We start from the raw sequence: 16,017 nt of genomic DNA on the forward strand, positions 1-16,017 counted from the left end.
CTCGCGCGGTGAAATGTCCGCCGCCGTCCACGTGGTGAGAAACACCGCGCGATCCGTGGGACGGGACCGTAAGGTGACCGGCATGCAGGTGATCCAGTCAACGAAGCTCGCCAACGTCTGCTACGACATCCGCGGTCCGGTGCTCGAAGAGGCGATGCGGCTCCAGGCTGCCGGTCACCGCATCCTGGAGCTGAACACCGGCAACCCGGCCCCGTTCGGGTTCGAGTGCCCGCCGGAGATCCTGGAGGACATGCTCCGCTCGCTGGGCACCGCCCACGGGTACGTGAACTCCAAGGGCATCCTGCCGGCCCGGCGCGCGGTGATGCAGCACTACCAGACGCAGGGCATAGACCTGGACGTCGAGGACATCTACCTGGGCAACGGGGTGTCCGAGCTGATCCAGATGTCCATGCAGGCGCTGCTGGACGACGGCGACGAGGTGCTGGTGCCCGCGCCGGACTACCCGCTGTGGACGGCCTCGGTCTCGCTGGCCGGCGGCACCGCGGTGCACTACCGCTGCGACGAGGAGGCGGGCTGGTTCCCCGACCTCGCCGACATCGAGCGCAAGGTCACCGACCGCACCAAGGCGATCGTGCTGATCAACCCGAACAACCCGACGGGCGCGGTCTACGACGACGAGCTGCTGCGCGGCTTCGCCGAGATCGCCCGCCGGCACCGGCTGATCGTGTGCGCCGACGAGATCTACGACAAGATCCTCTACGACGACGCCACCCACACGCCCTTCGCCTCGCTGGCCCCCGACCTGCTCACCCTCACCTTCAACGGGCTGTCCAAGGCGTACCGGGTGGCCGGCTACCGCAGCGGCTGGCTCGCGGTCTGCGGCCCCAAGGCGCACGCCACCAGCTACATCGAGGGCCTCACCATCCTGGCGAACATGCGGCTGTGCGCGAACGTCCCGGCCCAGCACGCCATCGCCACCGCCCTCGGCGGCCGCCAGTCCATCAAGGACCTCATCCTCCCCGGCGGCCGTCTCACCGAGCAGCGCGACGCGGCGTACGAAGCGCTCACCTCGATCCCCGGGGTCACCTGCGTCAAGCCGCGCGGCGCCCTCTACGCCTTCCCGCGCCTCGACCCCAAGGTCCACAAGATCAAGGACGACCAGCAGATGGTCCTCGACCTCCTCCGGGCCGAGCGCATCCTCGTCGTCCAGGGCACCGGCTTCAACTGGCCCGACCCCGACCACTTCCGCATCGTCACCCTCCCCGCGAAGGACGACCTCACCGACGCGGTGACCCGTATAGGGGACTTCCTGGGGAGCTACAGCCAGCCGTAGAGGGTGCGTTGCCGGGGCGCCCCTGCCGGCGGGGCGCCCCTGACTCCTAGCCCAGCCGTTCGACCAGGGCGTGGTACTCGTCCCACAGCTCCTTGGGCGTGTGCTCGCCGAAGAGCTCGAGGTGCCCCGGAATGAGCGAAGCCTCCTCGCGCCAGACGTCCAGGTCGACCGTCAGGAGAAGCTTGAGCTGCTCCGGGGTGAGGCCGAGCCCGTCCGTGTCGAGGGCGCCGGGGGTGGGGAGGACGCCGATGGGGGTGGTGACCCCTTCGGCCTCGCCGTTGAGGCGTTCGACGATCCACTTGAGGACGCGGCTGTTCTCGCCGAAGCCGGGCCAGACGAAGCGGCCGGAGGCGTCCTTGCGGAACCAGTTGACGTAGAAGATGCGGGGCAGCTTCTCCGGGTCGGCGGACTCCCCGATCCGCAGCCAGTGCGCGAAGTAGTCGCCCATGTTGTAGCCGCAGAAGGGCAGCATGGCGAAGGGATCGCGGCGCAGCTCGCCAACCTTGCCCTCGGCGGCAGCCGTCTTCTCGCTGGCGACGTTCGCGCCGAGGAAGACGCCGTGCCGCCAGTCGAAGGACTCGGTGACCAGCGGGACCGCGGAGGCGCGGCGCCCGCCGAAGAGGATCGCGGAGATCGGGACGCCGCGCGGGTCCTCCCATTCGGGGGCGATGATGGGGCACTGCGCGGCGGGCACGGTGAAGCGGGCGTTGGGGTGCGCGGCCGGGGTGTCCGAGGCGGGCGTCCAGTCCTGGCCCTTCCAGTCGGTCAGGTGGGCCGGCGGTTCCTCGGTCATCCCCTCCCACCACACGTCGCCGTCGTCGGTGAGGGCGACGTTGGTGAAGATCGAGTTGGCGTACATCGTCTTCATGGCGTTGGCGTTGGTGTGCTCGCCGGTGCCGGGCGCCACGCCGAAGAAGCCGGCCTCGGGGTTGATCGCGTACAGCCGTCCGTCCGCGCCGAACCGCATCCAGGCGATGTCGTCCCCCACGGTCTCCACGGTCCAGCCGGAAATCGTCGGCTCCAGCATCGCCAGGTTGGTCTTGCCGCAGGCCGACGGGAAGGCGGCGGCGACGTAGCGGGGCTCGCCGTGCGGCGGGGTGAGCTTGAGGATCAGCATGTGCTCGGCCAGCCAGCCCTCGTCGCGGGCCATGACGGAGGCGATGCGCAGGGCGTAGCACTTCTTGCCGAGCAGCGCGTTGCCGCCGTAGCCGGAGCCGTACGACCAGATCTCGCGGGTCTCGGGGAAGTGCGAGATGTATTTGGTGGTGTTGCACGGCCAGGGCACGTCGGCCCGGCCCGGCGCGAGGGGGGCGCCCACGGAGTGGACGGCCCGGACGAAGTCGCCGTCCTCGCCGAGCTCCTCCAGCACGGCGCTGCCCATCCGGGTCATGGTCCGCATCGAGACCGCCACGTACGCGGAGTCGGTGATCTCCACGCCGAGGGCGGACAGCGGCGAGCCGAGCGGGCCCATGCTGAACGGGACCACGTACATGGTGCGGCCGCGCATCGAGCCCCGGAACAGGCCGTCGCGGCCGTCGGTGCCGGTGAAGATCTCCCGCATCCGCGCGGGTGCCATCCAGTGGTTGGTCGGGCCGGCGTCGGCCTCGCGCTCGGAGCAGATGAAGGTCCGGTCCTCCACGCGGGCCACGTCCGTGGGGTCGGAGGCGGCGTAGTACGAGTTGGGGCGAAGGGTCGGGTCGAGTTCGGTGAAGGTGCCCTTGGCGACGAGTTCACCGGCGAGGCGGTGGTACTCCTCCTCCGAGCCGGTGCACCACACGATCTCGTCGGGCTCGGTGAGTTCGGCGATCTCGCCGACCCAGCCGATCAGTTCCTGGTGGTTGGTGGGAGCCGTAAAGCTGCGCGCCACGATCGCTCCGTCCCGCCGGGCCCGCACAGCCCGGCGTCACAAGTCGAGGGTTGGGGCGCCCCATGGGGGCCGCGGCCCGGACGCGTTCATGGATCCGCTCATCCGGTGCCGACGGCACTCATCTGAGTCCTGAGTGCTTCATCTGAGTGTGGTCTCCCTCAAATGATTCTGTCCAGAGCACAGAGCGTGACCATCGCCACGCGAAAACCGCTTTCACTACGAAGAGGTAACCTACGGTTCCGTAGATAAGATTGGCCGCATGAGCGCTGTGGACGAAGCATCGGGGACGTCCCCCACGCCCGACCGGGTCGATCTCCCGGCGTTGGTGAAACCCAAGCTCAGGGGATGGCTGCACGCCGGGATGTTCCCGGCCGCACTCATCTCCGGGGTCGTGCTGACGGCTTGTGCCAACAGCGTTCGCGGCCGCATCGCGTGCGCCGTTTTCACGGTCACCGCATGCGCCCTGTTCGGGGTGAGCGCGCTGTACCACCGCGGGAACTGGGGGCCGCGGGTCTCAGGAATTTTGCGGCGCCTTGACCATGCGAACATCTTCCTGATCATCGCGGGCACCTACACGCCGCTCACCATCCTGCTGCTACCAGGGGCCACCTCGGAGCTGCTGCTGTGGCTGGTGTGGGCGGGCGCACTGGCCGGAATCGCCTTCCGCGTGTTCTGGGTGGGCGCCCCGCGCTGGCTCTACACCCCCTGCTACATCGCTCTCGGCTGGGTGGCGGTCTTCTTCCTCCCCGAGTTCCTGCATCGCGGCGGCGTCGCGGTGCTGGTCTGCGTCCTGGCCGGCGGCGTCCTGTACAGCCTGGGCGCGGCGATCTACGGCTTCAAGCGCCCGAACCCGTCCCCGCGCTGGTTCGGCTTCCACGAGGTGTTCCACTCGTTCACGCTGGCCGCCTTCATCGTGCACTACGTGGGGATCTCGATGGTGGCGTACACGCACGCGTGAGCCGACGGCGTACACGCACGCGTGAGCCGACGGCGTACACGCACGCGTGAGCCGACGGCGTACGCGGGCGCGTACGCCGTAGCCATCCGGTACGGCCCTGGTGCTCTACGTGCTACGCCCGGCGCGGGCCGGTCCAGGGGCCGGGCCGCAGCTGGGAGCGCAGGGTGCGGTTGTCCGAGGTGGGGGCGTCGCAGACGAACTGGCGGCAGACGTAGGCGACGGCCCGGCCGGCCCGGGTGGGACGGTCGGCCAGCAGCGGGAACTCGGTGGTGCCCTCCTCGCCGACCGCCACCACGGCGCCGGGCGCGGAGCTGAGCAGCGCGGTGCGGTGCAGTTCCGAGGTGAGCGGGTCGCCGGTCGAGCCGACGACCGCGACCTCGCGCGGCCCGTCGAGGGCGGCCTCGGCCACCGCCAGTCCCCAGCCGATGAAGCGGGGGGCGCGCGGGGCGAGTGCGCCCACCACGCCCAGCGCCCGCTCGGCGGCCTCGCGGTGCCGCTGGGAGCCGGTGTGCGCGGCGTAGGAGAGCAGGGCTCCGGCGGCCGCCGTCCAGCCGGACGGGGTGGCGTTGTCGGTGGGGTCCTGCGGGCGCCGGATCAGGCGTTCGCCGTCGTCCGGGGTGTCGTAGAGCGTGCCGTCCCGCCCGGTGAAATGGTCCAGCACCGTGTCGAGCAGCAGCCCGGCGAAGTCGAGCCAGACGCCTTCGCCGGTGACCGCGGCGAGCGCGAGGAAGCCCTCCGCGACGTCGCCGTAGTCCTCCAGGACGCCCGCGTGGCTGCCGGCGGTGCCGTCGCGGGAGGTGCGCAGCAGCCGGCCGCGCGGGTCCAGGTGCACCCGGATCAGCAGGTCGGCGGCGTCCACCGCGGCCTGCACCAGGTCGGGCCGGTCGAAATAGGCGCCGGTCTCGGCGAGGGCGGCGATGGCCAGGCCGTTCCAGGCGGCGACCACCTTGTCGTCGCGGCCGGGGCGGGGCCGGTCCGCGCGGGCGGCGAGCAGGCGCTCGCGGACCGAGGCGACCCGGTCGGCGTCGACCACGCCGGTGCCCTGCGGGAGCTGGAGCACGGAGGCGCCGGCCTCGAAGGTGCCCTCGTCGGTGACCCCGAACCAGGCGGCCGCGAGCCGTCCGTCGGCCTCGCCCAGCACCTCGGTGAGCTGCTGGGGCGTCCACACGTAGTACGCGCCCTCGGCGTGCCGGCCCGATCCGTCGTCGCTGTCGGCGTCCAGGGCCGAGGCGAACCCGCCCTCGTTGGTGGACAGTTCGCCGACCAGGAAGTCCGCGGTCTCCAGCGCGACCCGGCGGGCCAGGTCCGAGCCGGTGGCCCGCCACAGGTGCGCGTACACCCGGGTGAGCTGCGCGTTGTCGTAGAGCATCTTCTCGAAGTGCGGCACGGCCCAGGCGCGGTCCACGCTGTAGCGGGCGAAGCCGCCGGCGAGCTGGTCGTAGATGCCGCCGCGGGCCATCGCCTCGCAGGTGTCGCGGACCATCTGGAGGGCGCCCTCGGCGCCGGTGCGGGCGTGGTGGCGCAGCAGGAACTCCAGCACCATGGACGGCGGGAACTTGGGGTCGCCGCCGAAGCCGCCGTACCGGGAGTCGTACTCGCGGGTCAGCGCCAGCAGGGCGCCGGAGGTCTCGGCCGCGCCGGGCGCGACGGAGACGGCGTACGCGCCGGAGCGCGAGGCGAGCTCCCGGGTGATGCGGGCCGCCACGTCCGCGACCTTGTCGCGCTGGTCGGTCCAGGCGGCGGCCACGCCCTCCAGGACGTCGCGGAAGGCGGGCATGCCGCCGTGCGCGGTCGCCGGGAAGTACGTACCGAGGTAGAAGGGCGCACCGTCGGGCGTGAGGAACACGGTCATGGGCCAGCCGCCGCGGCCGGTGGCGGCCTGCACGGCCTCCATGTACACCGCGTCCACGTCGGGCCGCTCCTCGCGGTCGACCTTGATCGCCACGAAGTGCTCGTTGATGTACGCGGCCAGCGCCTCGTCCTCGAAGGACTCGTGCGCCATCACGTGACACCAGTGACAACTGCTGTATCCGACGCTGAGCAGCACCGGCGCTCCGCGCTTGCGCGCCTCGGCGAAAGCGTCCTCGCCCCACGGCCACCAGTCCACGGGATTGTCCGCGTGCTGGAGGAGGTACGGCGACTGGGAGCCGGCCAGTCGGTTCATGTCGTCATCCTCCCACGAATCACACCCGACCCGCACGAACCCCACGGGCCCGCCCGGGTGGCACGGCACGCCAGAAGAAGAGCCGCGTGACGGGAGGCGGCGGGGCGGGTACGGCTGCGGCCGGCGGGGCGGACAACCCTCGGGTGGGGCCGAAGGTCGAAGGAGCCAGTCCGGTACGGCCGGCGACCACGTCGGACCTGACGGCCGGGCCGCACATCCACCGCGGTCAGCCCCTCCGGCTGGATCCACGTCCACCGCTGAGACCACTGCGACCGCTGAGCGGTCCCGGCCTCGGTCCCGGCCGTGGCCCCGACCCCGGCACCCGCTCGCAGCCCGGTCCGTATACGACCCGTATCGCTGATCGGACGGCGCGCCCCGCATACCCCGCGGGGCGCGCCGTACTCGTCAACCGCCGTCTCGCACTGATCCATTGTCCCGTCAGGTTCACGCCACTAAGCTCTGCGCGTCCGCAACGGCTGTGCCTCGTATCCCCCCTCCAGCAAGGGGCGGACATCGCTTCTCCCCGGACGTTCTGACACGTTTTCAGGAGGACTGTCGATGGCACACACCGTCAGACGGTGGTTCATCGCGGGAGCGGGAACCCTCGCTCTCGCCGCGGCGGGCACGCTCGCCGCTCCCGGGCTCTCGGTCGCGGCCCCACAAGTACGGCCGACCGTCTCGGAGTACACCCAGGTCAGCACAAGCACGACGCCGCCGACGCAGGCCCAGTGCGCCTCGGCCGGGCGGCGCTGTTTCGCTCCGCAGGCGGTCCAGGCCGCGTACGACGTCGGCCCGCTGCACAGCGCGGGGCTCGACGGGCGCGGGCAGACGATCGCGATCGTCGACGCGTACGGCAGCGACACGATGGCCCACGACCTGCACGTCTTCGACCAGGCATTCGGCGTCGAGCCGATGTGCGGCGAGGAGGGCGTGACCTGCGCGCCGGGCATGCCGACGTTCAGCGAACTGCACCTGCAGGGCTCCCCCGCCACCAAGGCGCCGCCGTCCACCGGCAAGGGCACCGGGCAGGAGGACAAGGCCGCGTGGGCGCTCGAGGTCGCGCTCGACGTGGAGACCGCGCACGCGATGGCGCCCGGCGCGAACATCCTGCTGGTCGCCACCCCGACCGCCGAGACGCTCGGCGTGCAGGGCATACCGCAGATGATGGCCGCCGAGGACTACGTGGTGCAGCACCACCTGGCCACGGTGATCTCGCAGTCCTTCGCCTCCGCGGAGGACGCGTTCGGCAGCAGCCAGTCGCTGGAGAACCTGCGGTACGCCTTCAAGGACGCCGCCGCGAACGGCGTCACCGTGCTGGGCTCCTCCGGTGACGGCGGCACCGCCAACGGCGGCAAGACGCCGGTCGGCAAGGGCGGCAGCGCGTTCCCGTACCCGACCGTCGAATGGCCGGCGTCCGACCCGCTGGTGACCGGTGTCGGCGGTACGTACCTGTGCACCGACCCGACGGCGACCACCGCGCGGGTGACCGACAGCGTCTCGCAGCCGGCCACGTGCGCGAGCAACGCCGGCCAGGCGGAGGTCGGCTGGACCCTGTCCGGCGGCGGCTTCAGCCACATCTTCGGCAAGCCCGCCTACCAGAGCGGTGCGCTGCCGGCCGGGAGTACGGCCATCGGCGCCATGCGCGGCGTCCCCGACATCGGCCTGCAGGCCAGCTCCGCCACCGGCGCGCTGGTCTACCTCTCGCTCCCCCCGGACGGCCAGAGCGGCCTGATCTGCGGCAAGTCCCCGTGCAGCACCGGCTGGTACGACATCGGCGGCACGTCGCTGTCCTGCCCGCAGTGGGCCGGCCTGGTCGCGATCGCCGACCAGATCAACGGCGGCGGCCTGGGCCAGATCAACCCCGCCCTGTACAAGCTGGCCGCCGACCCGGCCGCCTACGCCGCGGACTTCAACGACGTGACGACCGGCAACAACACCGCCGACCCGTCGGTCCCCGGCTACCCCGCCACCCGCGGCTGGGACCCGGTCACCGGTCTCGGCACCCCCAACGCCGCCAAGCTCCTCCCCGCCCTCGTCTCGGCGGCCCACGCGAGCTGACCCGGCCGCATCCGCTGCAGAAACCCCTCCCCGCCCCTCCCGGCGGGGAGGGGTTTCGCGTGGTCGCGTGCTGCGGGAGGCGGTCAGCGGGTGTACTCCGCCAGTTCGCCGGCCAGGGTCTCCTCACCGATGAGTTCGAAATGGTCGAGCGGCGTCAACCGGACGGAAACACGCTCCTCGTCACCGTGCCGCCGTATTGCCGTGCGCATGGCCGGAAGGTGTTCTTCGTACGGCGCGGAAAGCACCAGCCGGACCTGGCCGGCGATCTCCGCGACATTGTGCAGGCGGGCACCGAACTGCTCGTATCCACTGGGTTCCCAGTAGCGGATCGTGTCCTGCGACAATTGGCGTACCTGTCCGAAATCCTTTGGTGCGACTTTGATCAGGTACTGGCACAGCGCGCGAAACCCGTTGCGGTCCGGTGCGAGATTGATCAGCTGTTTGAATGCCGGAACCGGATCTCCCGGGTCCGCTTCCGCGAAGAGCCGGGAGATCGTCATCGTCGACCGGTTCACGTTCGGGTCCAGCAGCACGGTCGCCCCCACCCGCGGCGGCCGGCCGCCGGGCCGGCGCCAGTGCTCCGCCAGCTGGAGCACAAGGTCGGCACCGAGCGAGAAACCCACTAAAACCACACTCTTGTCCGCATTGCGGCGACTGACGTGCTCGACGAAGTCGGCCACCATGGCGACGTGGTCGCCGAGCGGCACCGGCGCGGCCCCCGCCGCCGCCTCGGGTTCGTAGCCCCGCAGATTGACGGCAATGCTGTGGCTGCTGTGCCCGTTGAGATATCCCAGGTAGTCCGTGGCATCGAGACCCAGACCGTGGAAGAGGAACGTCAGCGTGGCGGAGTCGGCACGGCGTTCCAGATAGCTCAGCCCATCCGACTGCCGTCGATCGACGTGTTCGGCGAACAGGGCATACGGCATTGAGATCATCCCTCGGCAGGCGGGTGCGTCATGTGTCGGTGACTCTAATCCACTGCCCGCCTGGCATGTGCCCGAATCACACAGCCGTAGCAATCGGGAGCACTCGTCGCCGTCCTGGCGCACTGGACAGTGCTGCGAATCTTTGGCCTAATTGACAACAGTCATTCGACTCCAGATAGGCGATGGAAAAGCGCGAATTCCAGTCAAGATCCATGAATCCGGGTGGGGGAGCGTGCTTCTTGGACGGCGTCTTGGACGAGCCGGAGGCAAGGGATTTGATCATGTCGCGGGCGTTCTCGAGGGAGCGCGCGGGGCGAATAGGGGTGGAACTGGAATGGCTGGTGTACGCCGGCGCGGAAGCCGATTCCGCGCCGGCGGCGCCGGGGATCGGCACCGGCACACCCGACCGCACATCTGACACATCCGAACAGAAGCAGATCATCGTCGACCATCCTGCGGCGGTTCTTGATCGGGGGGATCAAGAAGACCGTCCGGTGCTGCCCGCCGGCGGCACGATCTCGCGAGAACCGGGCGGCCAACTGGAATTGAGCACTCTGCCGGCCGATTCCCTCGGCGCGTGCGCGCACAACGCGGCCGCGGACCTCGCGGCCCTGCGGGCCTGGGCCGGCCGACGCGGCCTGACCCTGCGCGGCCACGGCCTGGACGACCGCCCGCCCCGGCTGCGGGTGACCGACCCCCGCTACGTGGCCCTGGACCGCTACTACCGGAACATCGGCGCCGGCCCGGTCCTGCTGTGCAGCACGGCCTCGGTGCAGGTCAACGTGGACGCCGGGGACGGCAGCGCCGGCTGGCGCGGCCGGACCCGCCGCTGGGCGCTGGCGAACGGCCTCGGACCGGTGCTGACCGCGATGTTCGCCAATTCACCGGCGGTCCAGGACGGCGTCCCCGTCCGCTCGGCCCGCCAACTTCTGCGCCTGCGCACCGACCCCGCGCGCAGCGGTCCGTTGCCGCTCGCCGCCGAGCCGCGCGCGCTGTGGGCGGAGTACGCCCTGGCCACCCGGGTGGTGAGCGTACGGTCACCGGGCACCGGCACGTGGGACGCGCCCCCGCCGGGGCTGACCCTGCGCACCTGGCTGCGGGGGGCCGGGCCCCGTCCGGTCTACGCCGCCGACGTGTTCAACCACCTCAAGTCCCTGGTCGCTCCGGTGCGCGCCTGCGGGCACCTGGAGCTGCGCATGATCGACGCGCAGCCGGACGACGACTGGGTGGTGCCGCTGGCGGTGGTGGGCGCGCTGCTCGACGAGGAAGGGGCGTCCGAGGCGGCCTGGCGGCTGGTGACCGCCGTGCTGCCGCGCCCGGGCCGGGCCCTGTGGCTGCGGGCCGCCGCCGACGGCCTGTCCGACCCGGAACTCGCCGCGGCGGCACGCACGGTGATGGCAATCGCGACCGCGGGGCTGGCCCGGCTGGACGCGCCGCCATGGCTGCGGGACGCGGTCGCGGCATACGCCGACCACTACACCGCCCGCGGCCGCTCGCCCGCGGACACCCGCTCGGCCGGCTACGCCGTGCGCCCCGTGTCCCACGAAGAGGTGCACGGCGCCGTCGCCTGACCGGCGGTCGTCCGGCGTCCGCGGTCACGGACCGCGAGCGGCGCCGCACCACGCCGTGCCCGGGGCCCGCTGCCCCGGGCGCGGCCCGCGGGGTGCCGGGGGACGCCCGTCCCCTTCCTTGCGCTCACCCTTCACAGGCATTCGCAGAACAGAAAGGTCTCACCGCATGACCACCGATCACGCGGACTCCCTGCTGGAGACGCTGACCGACATGCAGAGGCACGAACAGGGCAACCACGGCTGGTCGGTGGTGCACGAGGCGCTGGCACTGCTGATGCGGTCCGGCGACCCGGCCCTGGACGCCCTGCTGGCCGCCGTGCGCGCGTCCCGCCCGGGGATCAGCGACTCGCACCTGATCACCTTGCTGGGCATAGCGCTGCGCGGCCTGGCCGACCGGGACCCGGAGGCGGCCGGCCTGTTCCGCCCCGAACCGGCCGCCGCCGGACGGGCCGCGGCCCTCGCCTCGATCCTCGGCCGGGACGGCGCGCAGATCGCGGCCGTCGTCACCGAGCACTCCAACTCCTTCACCGCGGCCCGGCGTTTCCTCGTCCCGCAGGTGCTGCTCGGCGCGTACGCGGCCCACCACGGCATCGCCGAGGTCCGGCTCGCCGACCTGGGGACGAGCATCGGGCTGCTGCCGCGGCAGCTGAACAACCGCGCGGTCTTCGAGCGCTTCGCCCCGGACCTGCGCTGGTCGCCCGAGGCCCCGCCGTACCGCCCGATCCCGCTGACCGCCCGCTACGGCGTCGACGCCCCGCCGCTGCCCGACCTGGACTGGGTGCGGCACTGCCACGGCCCCTCGGCGTACTACGGCGACCGCTTCTCCGAAGTGCTGTGGACCCTGGAGCAGACCACGCCCGACCCGCCCGGGCTGCGCCTGGAGGCACTGGACCTGCTCGACGCCGACGCACTCACCGGTTATCTGCGCGAGCGCCGGATCAACGTGGCGACCTGCAACTTCGTGCTCTACCAGTACGATCCGGCGACCCGGGAACGGATCGTGGCGGCCGTACTGCGCGGGCTCGCCGCACCCGGGCTGCTGCTGAGCATGGAACCGGGCCACGAACTGCGCCGCCAGGGCGCCCGCGTCACCGCGTACCTGGACGGCGACACCACGGGCCGGCCGGTCGCCGACGTCTCCGACGCCCACTGCATCGGCACGGTGACCCTGCTCCCGGCGTCCGCCGACCTGACGGGAGCCGTACGGAAACCGCGATGATCATCGATCCGTCCGAACCGGGCCGGTTCTCGGCCCTCCTCACCCGTTACCGCCCGGCCCTCGCGGCCGCCGGCGGTCTGGCGGGCCTGCTCATCGGCGTGTACAGCGACCAGGCCCGCAGCATGATCGGCTGGACCGGGTCCCATGTGCTGGCCGGCGGCACCCTGGTGGCCCTCGCGGCGGTGGCGGTCTTCTCGCTGGCGTGGTGGGCCCGCGGCCGCCTGGAGCGCAGCCGGGCCCGCGGCCGGGCGATCGTGGCCCGATCCTTCGACATCCACCCCGACGACTTCGACGACGACCTGCCCTCCGACCACGCCGTCATCGGCCGCGAACTGCGCTACCTGGAACGGCGTACGTCCTCCTCGCACCTCGTGGTGCTGTTGCACGGGCTCGGGCTGGACGCGAGCGACTTCCGGCCGTTCATGAACGCCGCCCCCCAGCACACCGTCGGGATCACCACCTTCGGCCACAACACCGCCGAGGCCACCGACGGCCGCTACCGGGCCATCGGCCTGGCCACCCACGCCGACCTGATCAGCGGGGCGATCAACAACCTGTCCCGCCAGTACCCGCACAAGAAGATCACCCTGGTCGGCTTCTCGGTCGGCGCCGACATGCTGTTCCGCCTCGCGGAGCTGTGGACGGACCACCCCGACCGCCGGCCGCCCATCAGCTCCGCGCTGCTGCTCGACCCCAACATCAACCACTCCACGATGATCATCACCGGCCGGATGGCCCGGCTGAACCCGGACGAGCCGCTGGCCGAACTCCTGCGCGTCGCCCACACGCCCAGCTCCCTGATCGAGTTCCAGAACATCTGCGAATACCTGCACAAGATCAGCGAGAAGGACCTCGACCAGATCCGGCGCTACGCCGCCGACCTGTGGGAGTACTGGGAGCCCGACGGGCGCTACGACCTGTTCGTGCGCCGGCTGGAACGGCTTCAGTCGGTGTGCCGCGGCGGCCTGCGGGTGCTGTTCTCCACGCACTTCGAGCACCACTTCAACGACGTCATGTCCCTGGCCCGGCAGCGCGGCCTGCGGCAGGTGTTCGACCTGCGCCGGGTGGACCACTTCGAGCTGCTCCGGGAGACCTTCCTCACGCACGAGGTCGACACGCTGCTGCGCCGGTGATCCGGGCCGTACGGGTCGGGCACGGTTCGGCCGCGGCTCAGGCAGGGGCGTCGGTCGGCAGGGTGAGGGTGAAGGTCGAGCCCTCGCCCGGGGTGCTGGTGGCGGTGATCGTGCCGCCGTGGGCCTCGGCGAGTTTGCGGGCGATGGGCAGGCCGAGGCCCGAGCCGCCGGTGCGGCGGGTGCGGGATTTGTCGGCGCGCCAGAAGCGGTCGAAGACCCGGGGGAGGTCGGACGGGGGGATGCCGGTGCCCGTGTCGGTGACGTCGACGGTGACGGTGTCCGGGGCGGGGGTGGTGGCGCGCAGGGTGACGGCGCCGCCCGGCGGGGTGTGGCGGACGGCGTTGGACACCAGGTTGCCGATGGCCTGGCGCAGCCGGACCGGGTCGGCGGTCAGCGGGAGGCGGTCGGGCACGGCGGTGTCCAGGGTGACCCCGGCGGCCTCCGCGGTGCCGCGATGGGCGGTCGCGACCTGGGCGATCAGCTCGGCCAGGTCCAGCGGCTCGGCGTGCAGGCGCAGTTCACCGGCGTCGGCCGCCGCCAGGTCCCGCAGGTCGTCGATCACGTGCTGGAGCAGCACCGCCTCGTCCAGCAAGGAGGCCAGCAGATCGCGGTCGGGGACCACCAGGCCGTCCTGCGCGGCCTCCAGCCAGCCGCGGATGTTGCTCAGCGGATTGCGCAGCTCGTGGGCGACGTCGCCGACCATCGCCTTGCGCAGCCCCTCGGACTGCGCGCGCCGCTCGGACATGGTGTTGAAGGCGGCGGCGACCCGGCCGATCTCGTCGTTCGCGGTGGCTTTGACGCGTACGGTCAGATCGCCGTCGGTCATCCGCCGGGCCGCGCCGGCCAGCGCGCGCAGCGGCCGTACGATCCGGGTCCCGGCCAGTGCGGTGACCGCGAGGGTGACCAGCAGGACCAGGCCGGTGACCTCGGCGACCCGGGTCCGGTTGGCCGGGGACAGGTCGAGGAAGGTGGCCGCGGGCTGCCGGGGACTGCTCACGAAGAGCAGGGCGGGCGGGGCCACGTAGGGCGCGAGCTGCCGGCGGCGGGCGGCGTCCACGCAGGAGGCGGCCGGCGCGTCGTCCGCGGCGCCACGCGAACCGGCCCGCGCCGCCGTCCGCGTCGGCATCGGCGTCCACGTGAAATCCAGCCCGACCTGGACCGGCGCGCCGCCCTCCCGGCGCAGGCACGCGTTCGCCAGAGTGTCGAGTCGGCGCAGGGCGCGGGTCTCGGTGGGGGTCGGCCGCGACAGGCTGCCGGTGTCGCAGTCGGTGGGCAGGTACAGGCCGGTCAGCGCGGTCTTCACGTACGGCCGTCCGCTCGGCCCGGTCAGTACCTGCGCGTCCAGGTGCAGCCGGTCGCGCAGGCAGGCGGCGGTGCGCAGGGCGGTCCCGCGCAGTGCGTCGCGTTCGGCCGCGGGCAGCCGGAACGGGCCGACCGCCCGCGCGTCGATGGTGCCGGCCCCGGCCGGGACCTGGGTGGCCGGGGGCGCCGCCGCCGGAATGGGTGCGGGCGCCGGGGTGGGCAGGCAGCGGGTGCCCTCCGGGCACGGCAGGGCGGACGGCAGATCGGTCGGCGCGGGGCCGCCCTGCCCTTGCGTCCGCGCGACCAGAGCGGTGTCCACCGCGAGCGGGTCCACGGTCGCGGACGCCTCGGCGGGCAGCGCGTCGGCGCCGGACCGTACGGAAGCGGGTACGGCCGCAGCCGCCTCCGACTCCCTCGCCGAGTCCAGCAGCGGCCGGCGGGCGGTGTCCGTGACGGTGATCCGCAGGCCGGTGTCCCGGGCCAGCTTCCGTACGGTCCCGGCCGCGCCCCGCCAGTCGTGGTGCGTGGCCGCCCAGCCGAGCAGCGCGTCGTACGCCCGCGCGTCGTCGGCGAGCGCCTGGCCCTGCTCCTGGCGGATGCCGACCGCCGTGATGTGCACGGTCAGCCACGCGGTCGCGGCGATCGACCCGGCCGACACGAGAGTGGCCAGCACCATCAGCTTGACCAGGAGGCTGCGCCGCAGCGGTACGTCACGCGCCATCGTGCCGGTCCCGATCCCGGGCGGGGCGGGGCGCTGGGGCCGGCGCGCGGTCCGGGGACGCCTCCAGCTTGTAGCCGACGCCGTAGACGGTCAGGAGGCGGGTCGGGCGGTCGGGGGCGGGTTCGATCTTGCGGCGCAGGTTCATCACGTGGACGTCGACCGTGCGGGAGGTGAACCAGCGATCGAAGCCGTGCAGGTGCTGGATGATCTGGGCCCGGGTGAAGACCCGGCCCGGCTCGGCGGCCAGCAGCGCGAGCAGGGCGAACTCGCCCGGCGTGCAGGAGATCGGGCGGCCGTCGGCGGTGACCTCGTGGCGTACCGGGTCGACGGTGAGCGCGCCGACGCGCAGTACGGGGTCGGCGGGCGCGGCCGCGTGGCCGGAGCGGCGCAGCAGCGTACGGACCCGGGCCATCAGCTCGCGGGGGCTGTACGGCTTGGTCATGTAGTCGTCGGCGCCCAGGTCGAGGCCGAGCAGCAGGTCGTCCTCGGTGGAGCGGGCGGTGAGCATCAGTACCGGCAGTTCGGCCAGGGCGGAGTCGGCGCGCAGCACCCGGCACACGTCCAGCCCGTCCATCCGGGGCATCATCACGTCGAGCACCATCAGGTCCGGCCGGTGGGCCCGGGCCTCCTCCAGCGCGGCCCGGCCGTCGTGCACGACCGCCACCCGGTGGCCCTCGTGCTCCAGGTAACGGCGTATCAGCTCGGCCTGCTTGGGATCGTCCTCGGCGACCACCACGTGTGCGCACATGGCGTCGAGTCTAGGAACGGGTTCGGCCCTCCGACCGGCCGGAATGCGCCCGCGGG

General features: G+C 72.3%; 11 protein-coding genes. 6 read left to right on the top strand and 5 right to left on the bottom strand.

The genetic code is table 11. The annotated features are described in order from the left end of the window. The first annotated feature begins 82 nt into the window (after window positions 1-82). Window positions 83-1,294 carry a pyridoxal phosphate-dependent aminotransferase gene (locus ITX44_RS08090; protein ID WP_205356382.1) on the top strand — a complete coding sequence of 404 codons (1,212 nt, stop codon included), beginning with the start codon at window positions 83-85 and terminating at the stop codon, window positions 1,292-1,294. 46 nt (window positions 1,295-1,340) lie between these two features. Here the strand turns inward: ITX44_RS08090 and ITX44_RS08095 are convergent, their stop codons facing one another. Further along, window positions 1,341-3,161 (bottom strand): phosphoenolpyruvate carboxykinase (GTP), encoded by a 1,821-nt coding sequence (locus ITX44_RS08095; protein ID WP_205356383.1) that lies wholly within the window; start codon window positions 3,159-3,161, stop codon window positions 1,341-1,343. A gap of 259 nt (window positions 3,162-3,420) precedes the next feature. On the opposite strand from ITX44_RS08095, the gene trhA reads away from it, so the two are divergent. Continuing rightward, a complete protein-coding gene (gene trhA / locus ITX44_RS08100) occupies window positions 3,421-4,119 on the top strand; it encodes a PAQR family membrane homeostasis protein TrhA (protein WP_205356384.1) in 699 nt (232 codons plus the stop codon). 112 nt (window positions 4,120-4,231) lie between these two features. Here the strand turns inward: trhA and ITX44_RS08105 are convergent, their stop codons facing one another. Further along, window positions 4,232-6,283 (bottom strand): thioredoxin domain-containing protein, encoded by a 2,052-nt coding sequence (locus tag ITX44_RS08105; RefSeq protein WP_205356385.1) that lies wholly within the window; start codon window positions 6,281-6,283, stop codon window positions 4,232-4,234. Between the two features lie 558 nt (window positions 6,284-6,841). Here ITX44_RS08105 and ITX44_RS08110 point away from each other — a divergent pair. Further along, window positions 6,842-8,341, top strand: a complete 1,500-nt coding sequence (locus tag ITX44_RS08110) for a S53 family peptidase (RefSeq protein ID WP_205356386.1) — start codon at window positions 6,842-6,844, stop codon at window positions 8,339-8,341. A gap of 83 nt (window positions 8,342-8,424) precedes the next feature. Here ITX44_RS08110 and ITX44_RS08115 read toward each other — a convergent pair whose 3' ends face one another. Then, a complete protein-coding gene (locus ITX44_RS08115; RefSeq protein WP_205356387.1) occupies window positions 8,425-9,267 on the bottom strand; it encodes an alpha/beta fold hydrolase in 843 nt (280 codons plus the stop codon). A gap of 281 nt (window positions 9,268-9,548) precedes the next feature. Here ITX44_RS08115 and ITX44_RS08120 point away from each other — a divergent pair, with 281 nt between their 5' ends. From ITX44_RS08120 to ITX44_RS08130, 3 genes are all read left to right on the top strand, one after another. After that, entirely contained in the window at window positions 9,549-10,838 is a 1,290-nt protein-coding gene (locus tag ITX44_RS08120) for a glutamate-cysteine ligase family protein (RefSeq protein WP_205356388.1), read from the top strand. Window positions 10,839-11,004: 166 nt separating this feature from the next. Further along, entirely contained in the window at window positions 11,005-12,057 is a 1,053-nt protein-coding gene (locus ITX44_RS08125) for a hypothetical protein (protein ID WP_205356389.1), read from the top strand. Beyond that, the gene (locus ITX44_RS08130) at window positions 12,054-13,190 is read left to right on the top strand and encodes a hypothetical protein (RefSeq protein ID WP_205356390.1); all 1,137 of its coding nucleotides are present in this window, start codon (window positions 12,054-12,056) and stop codon (window positions 13,188-13,190) included. The genes ITX44_RS08125 and ITX44_RS08130 overlap by 4 nt, the downstream gene beginning before the upstream one ends. 37 nt (window positions 13,191-13,227) lie before the next feature. Here the strand turns inward: ITX44_RS08130 and ITX44_RS08135 are convergent, their stop codons facing one another. Together ITX44_RS08135 and ITX44_RS08140 are read right to left on the bottom strand one after the other, a co-directional pair. Then, window positions 13,228-15,213, bottom strand: coding sequence for a sensor histidine kinase (locus ITX44_RS08135; protein ID WP_205356391.1), 1,986 nt, complete (start codon window positions 15,211-15,213; stop codon window positions 13,228-13,230). Then, entirely contained in the window at window positions 15,203-15,961 is a 759-nt protein-coding gene (locus ITX44_RS08140) for a response regulator transcription factor (protein WP_205356392.1), read from the bottom strand. Before ITX44_RS08140 ends, ITX44_RS08135 begins: the two co-directional genes overlap by 11 nt. Window positions 15,962-16,017: the final 56 nt, after the last annotated feature.

The organism is Actinacidiphila acididurans (assembly GCF_016918855.1).
Taxonomy (GTDB): Bacteria; Actinomycetota; Actinomycetes; order Streptomycetales; family Streptomycetaceae; genus Actinacidiphila; species Actinacidiphila acididurans.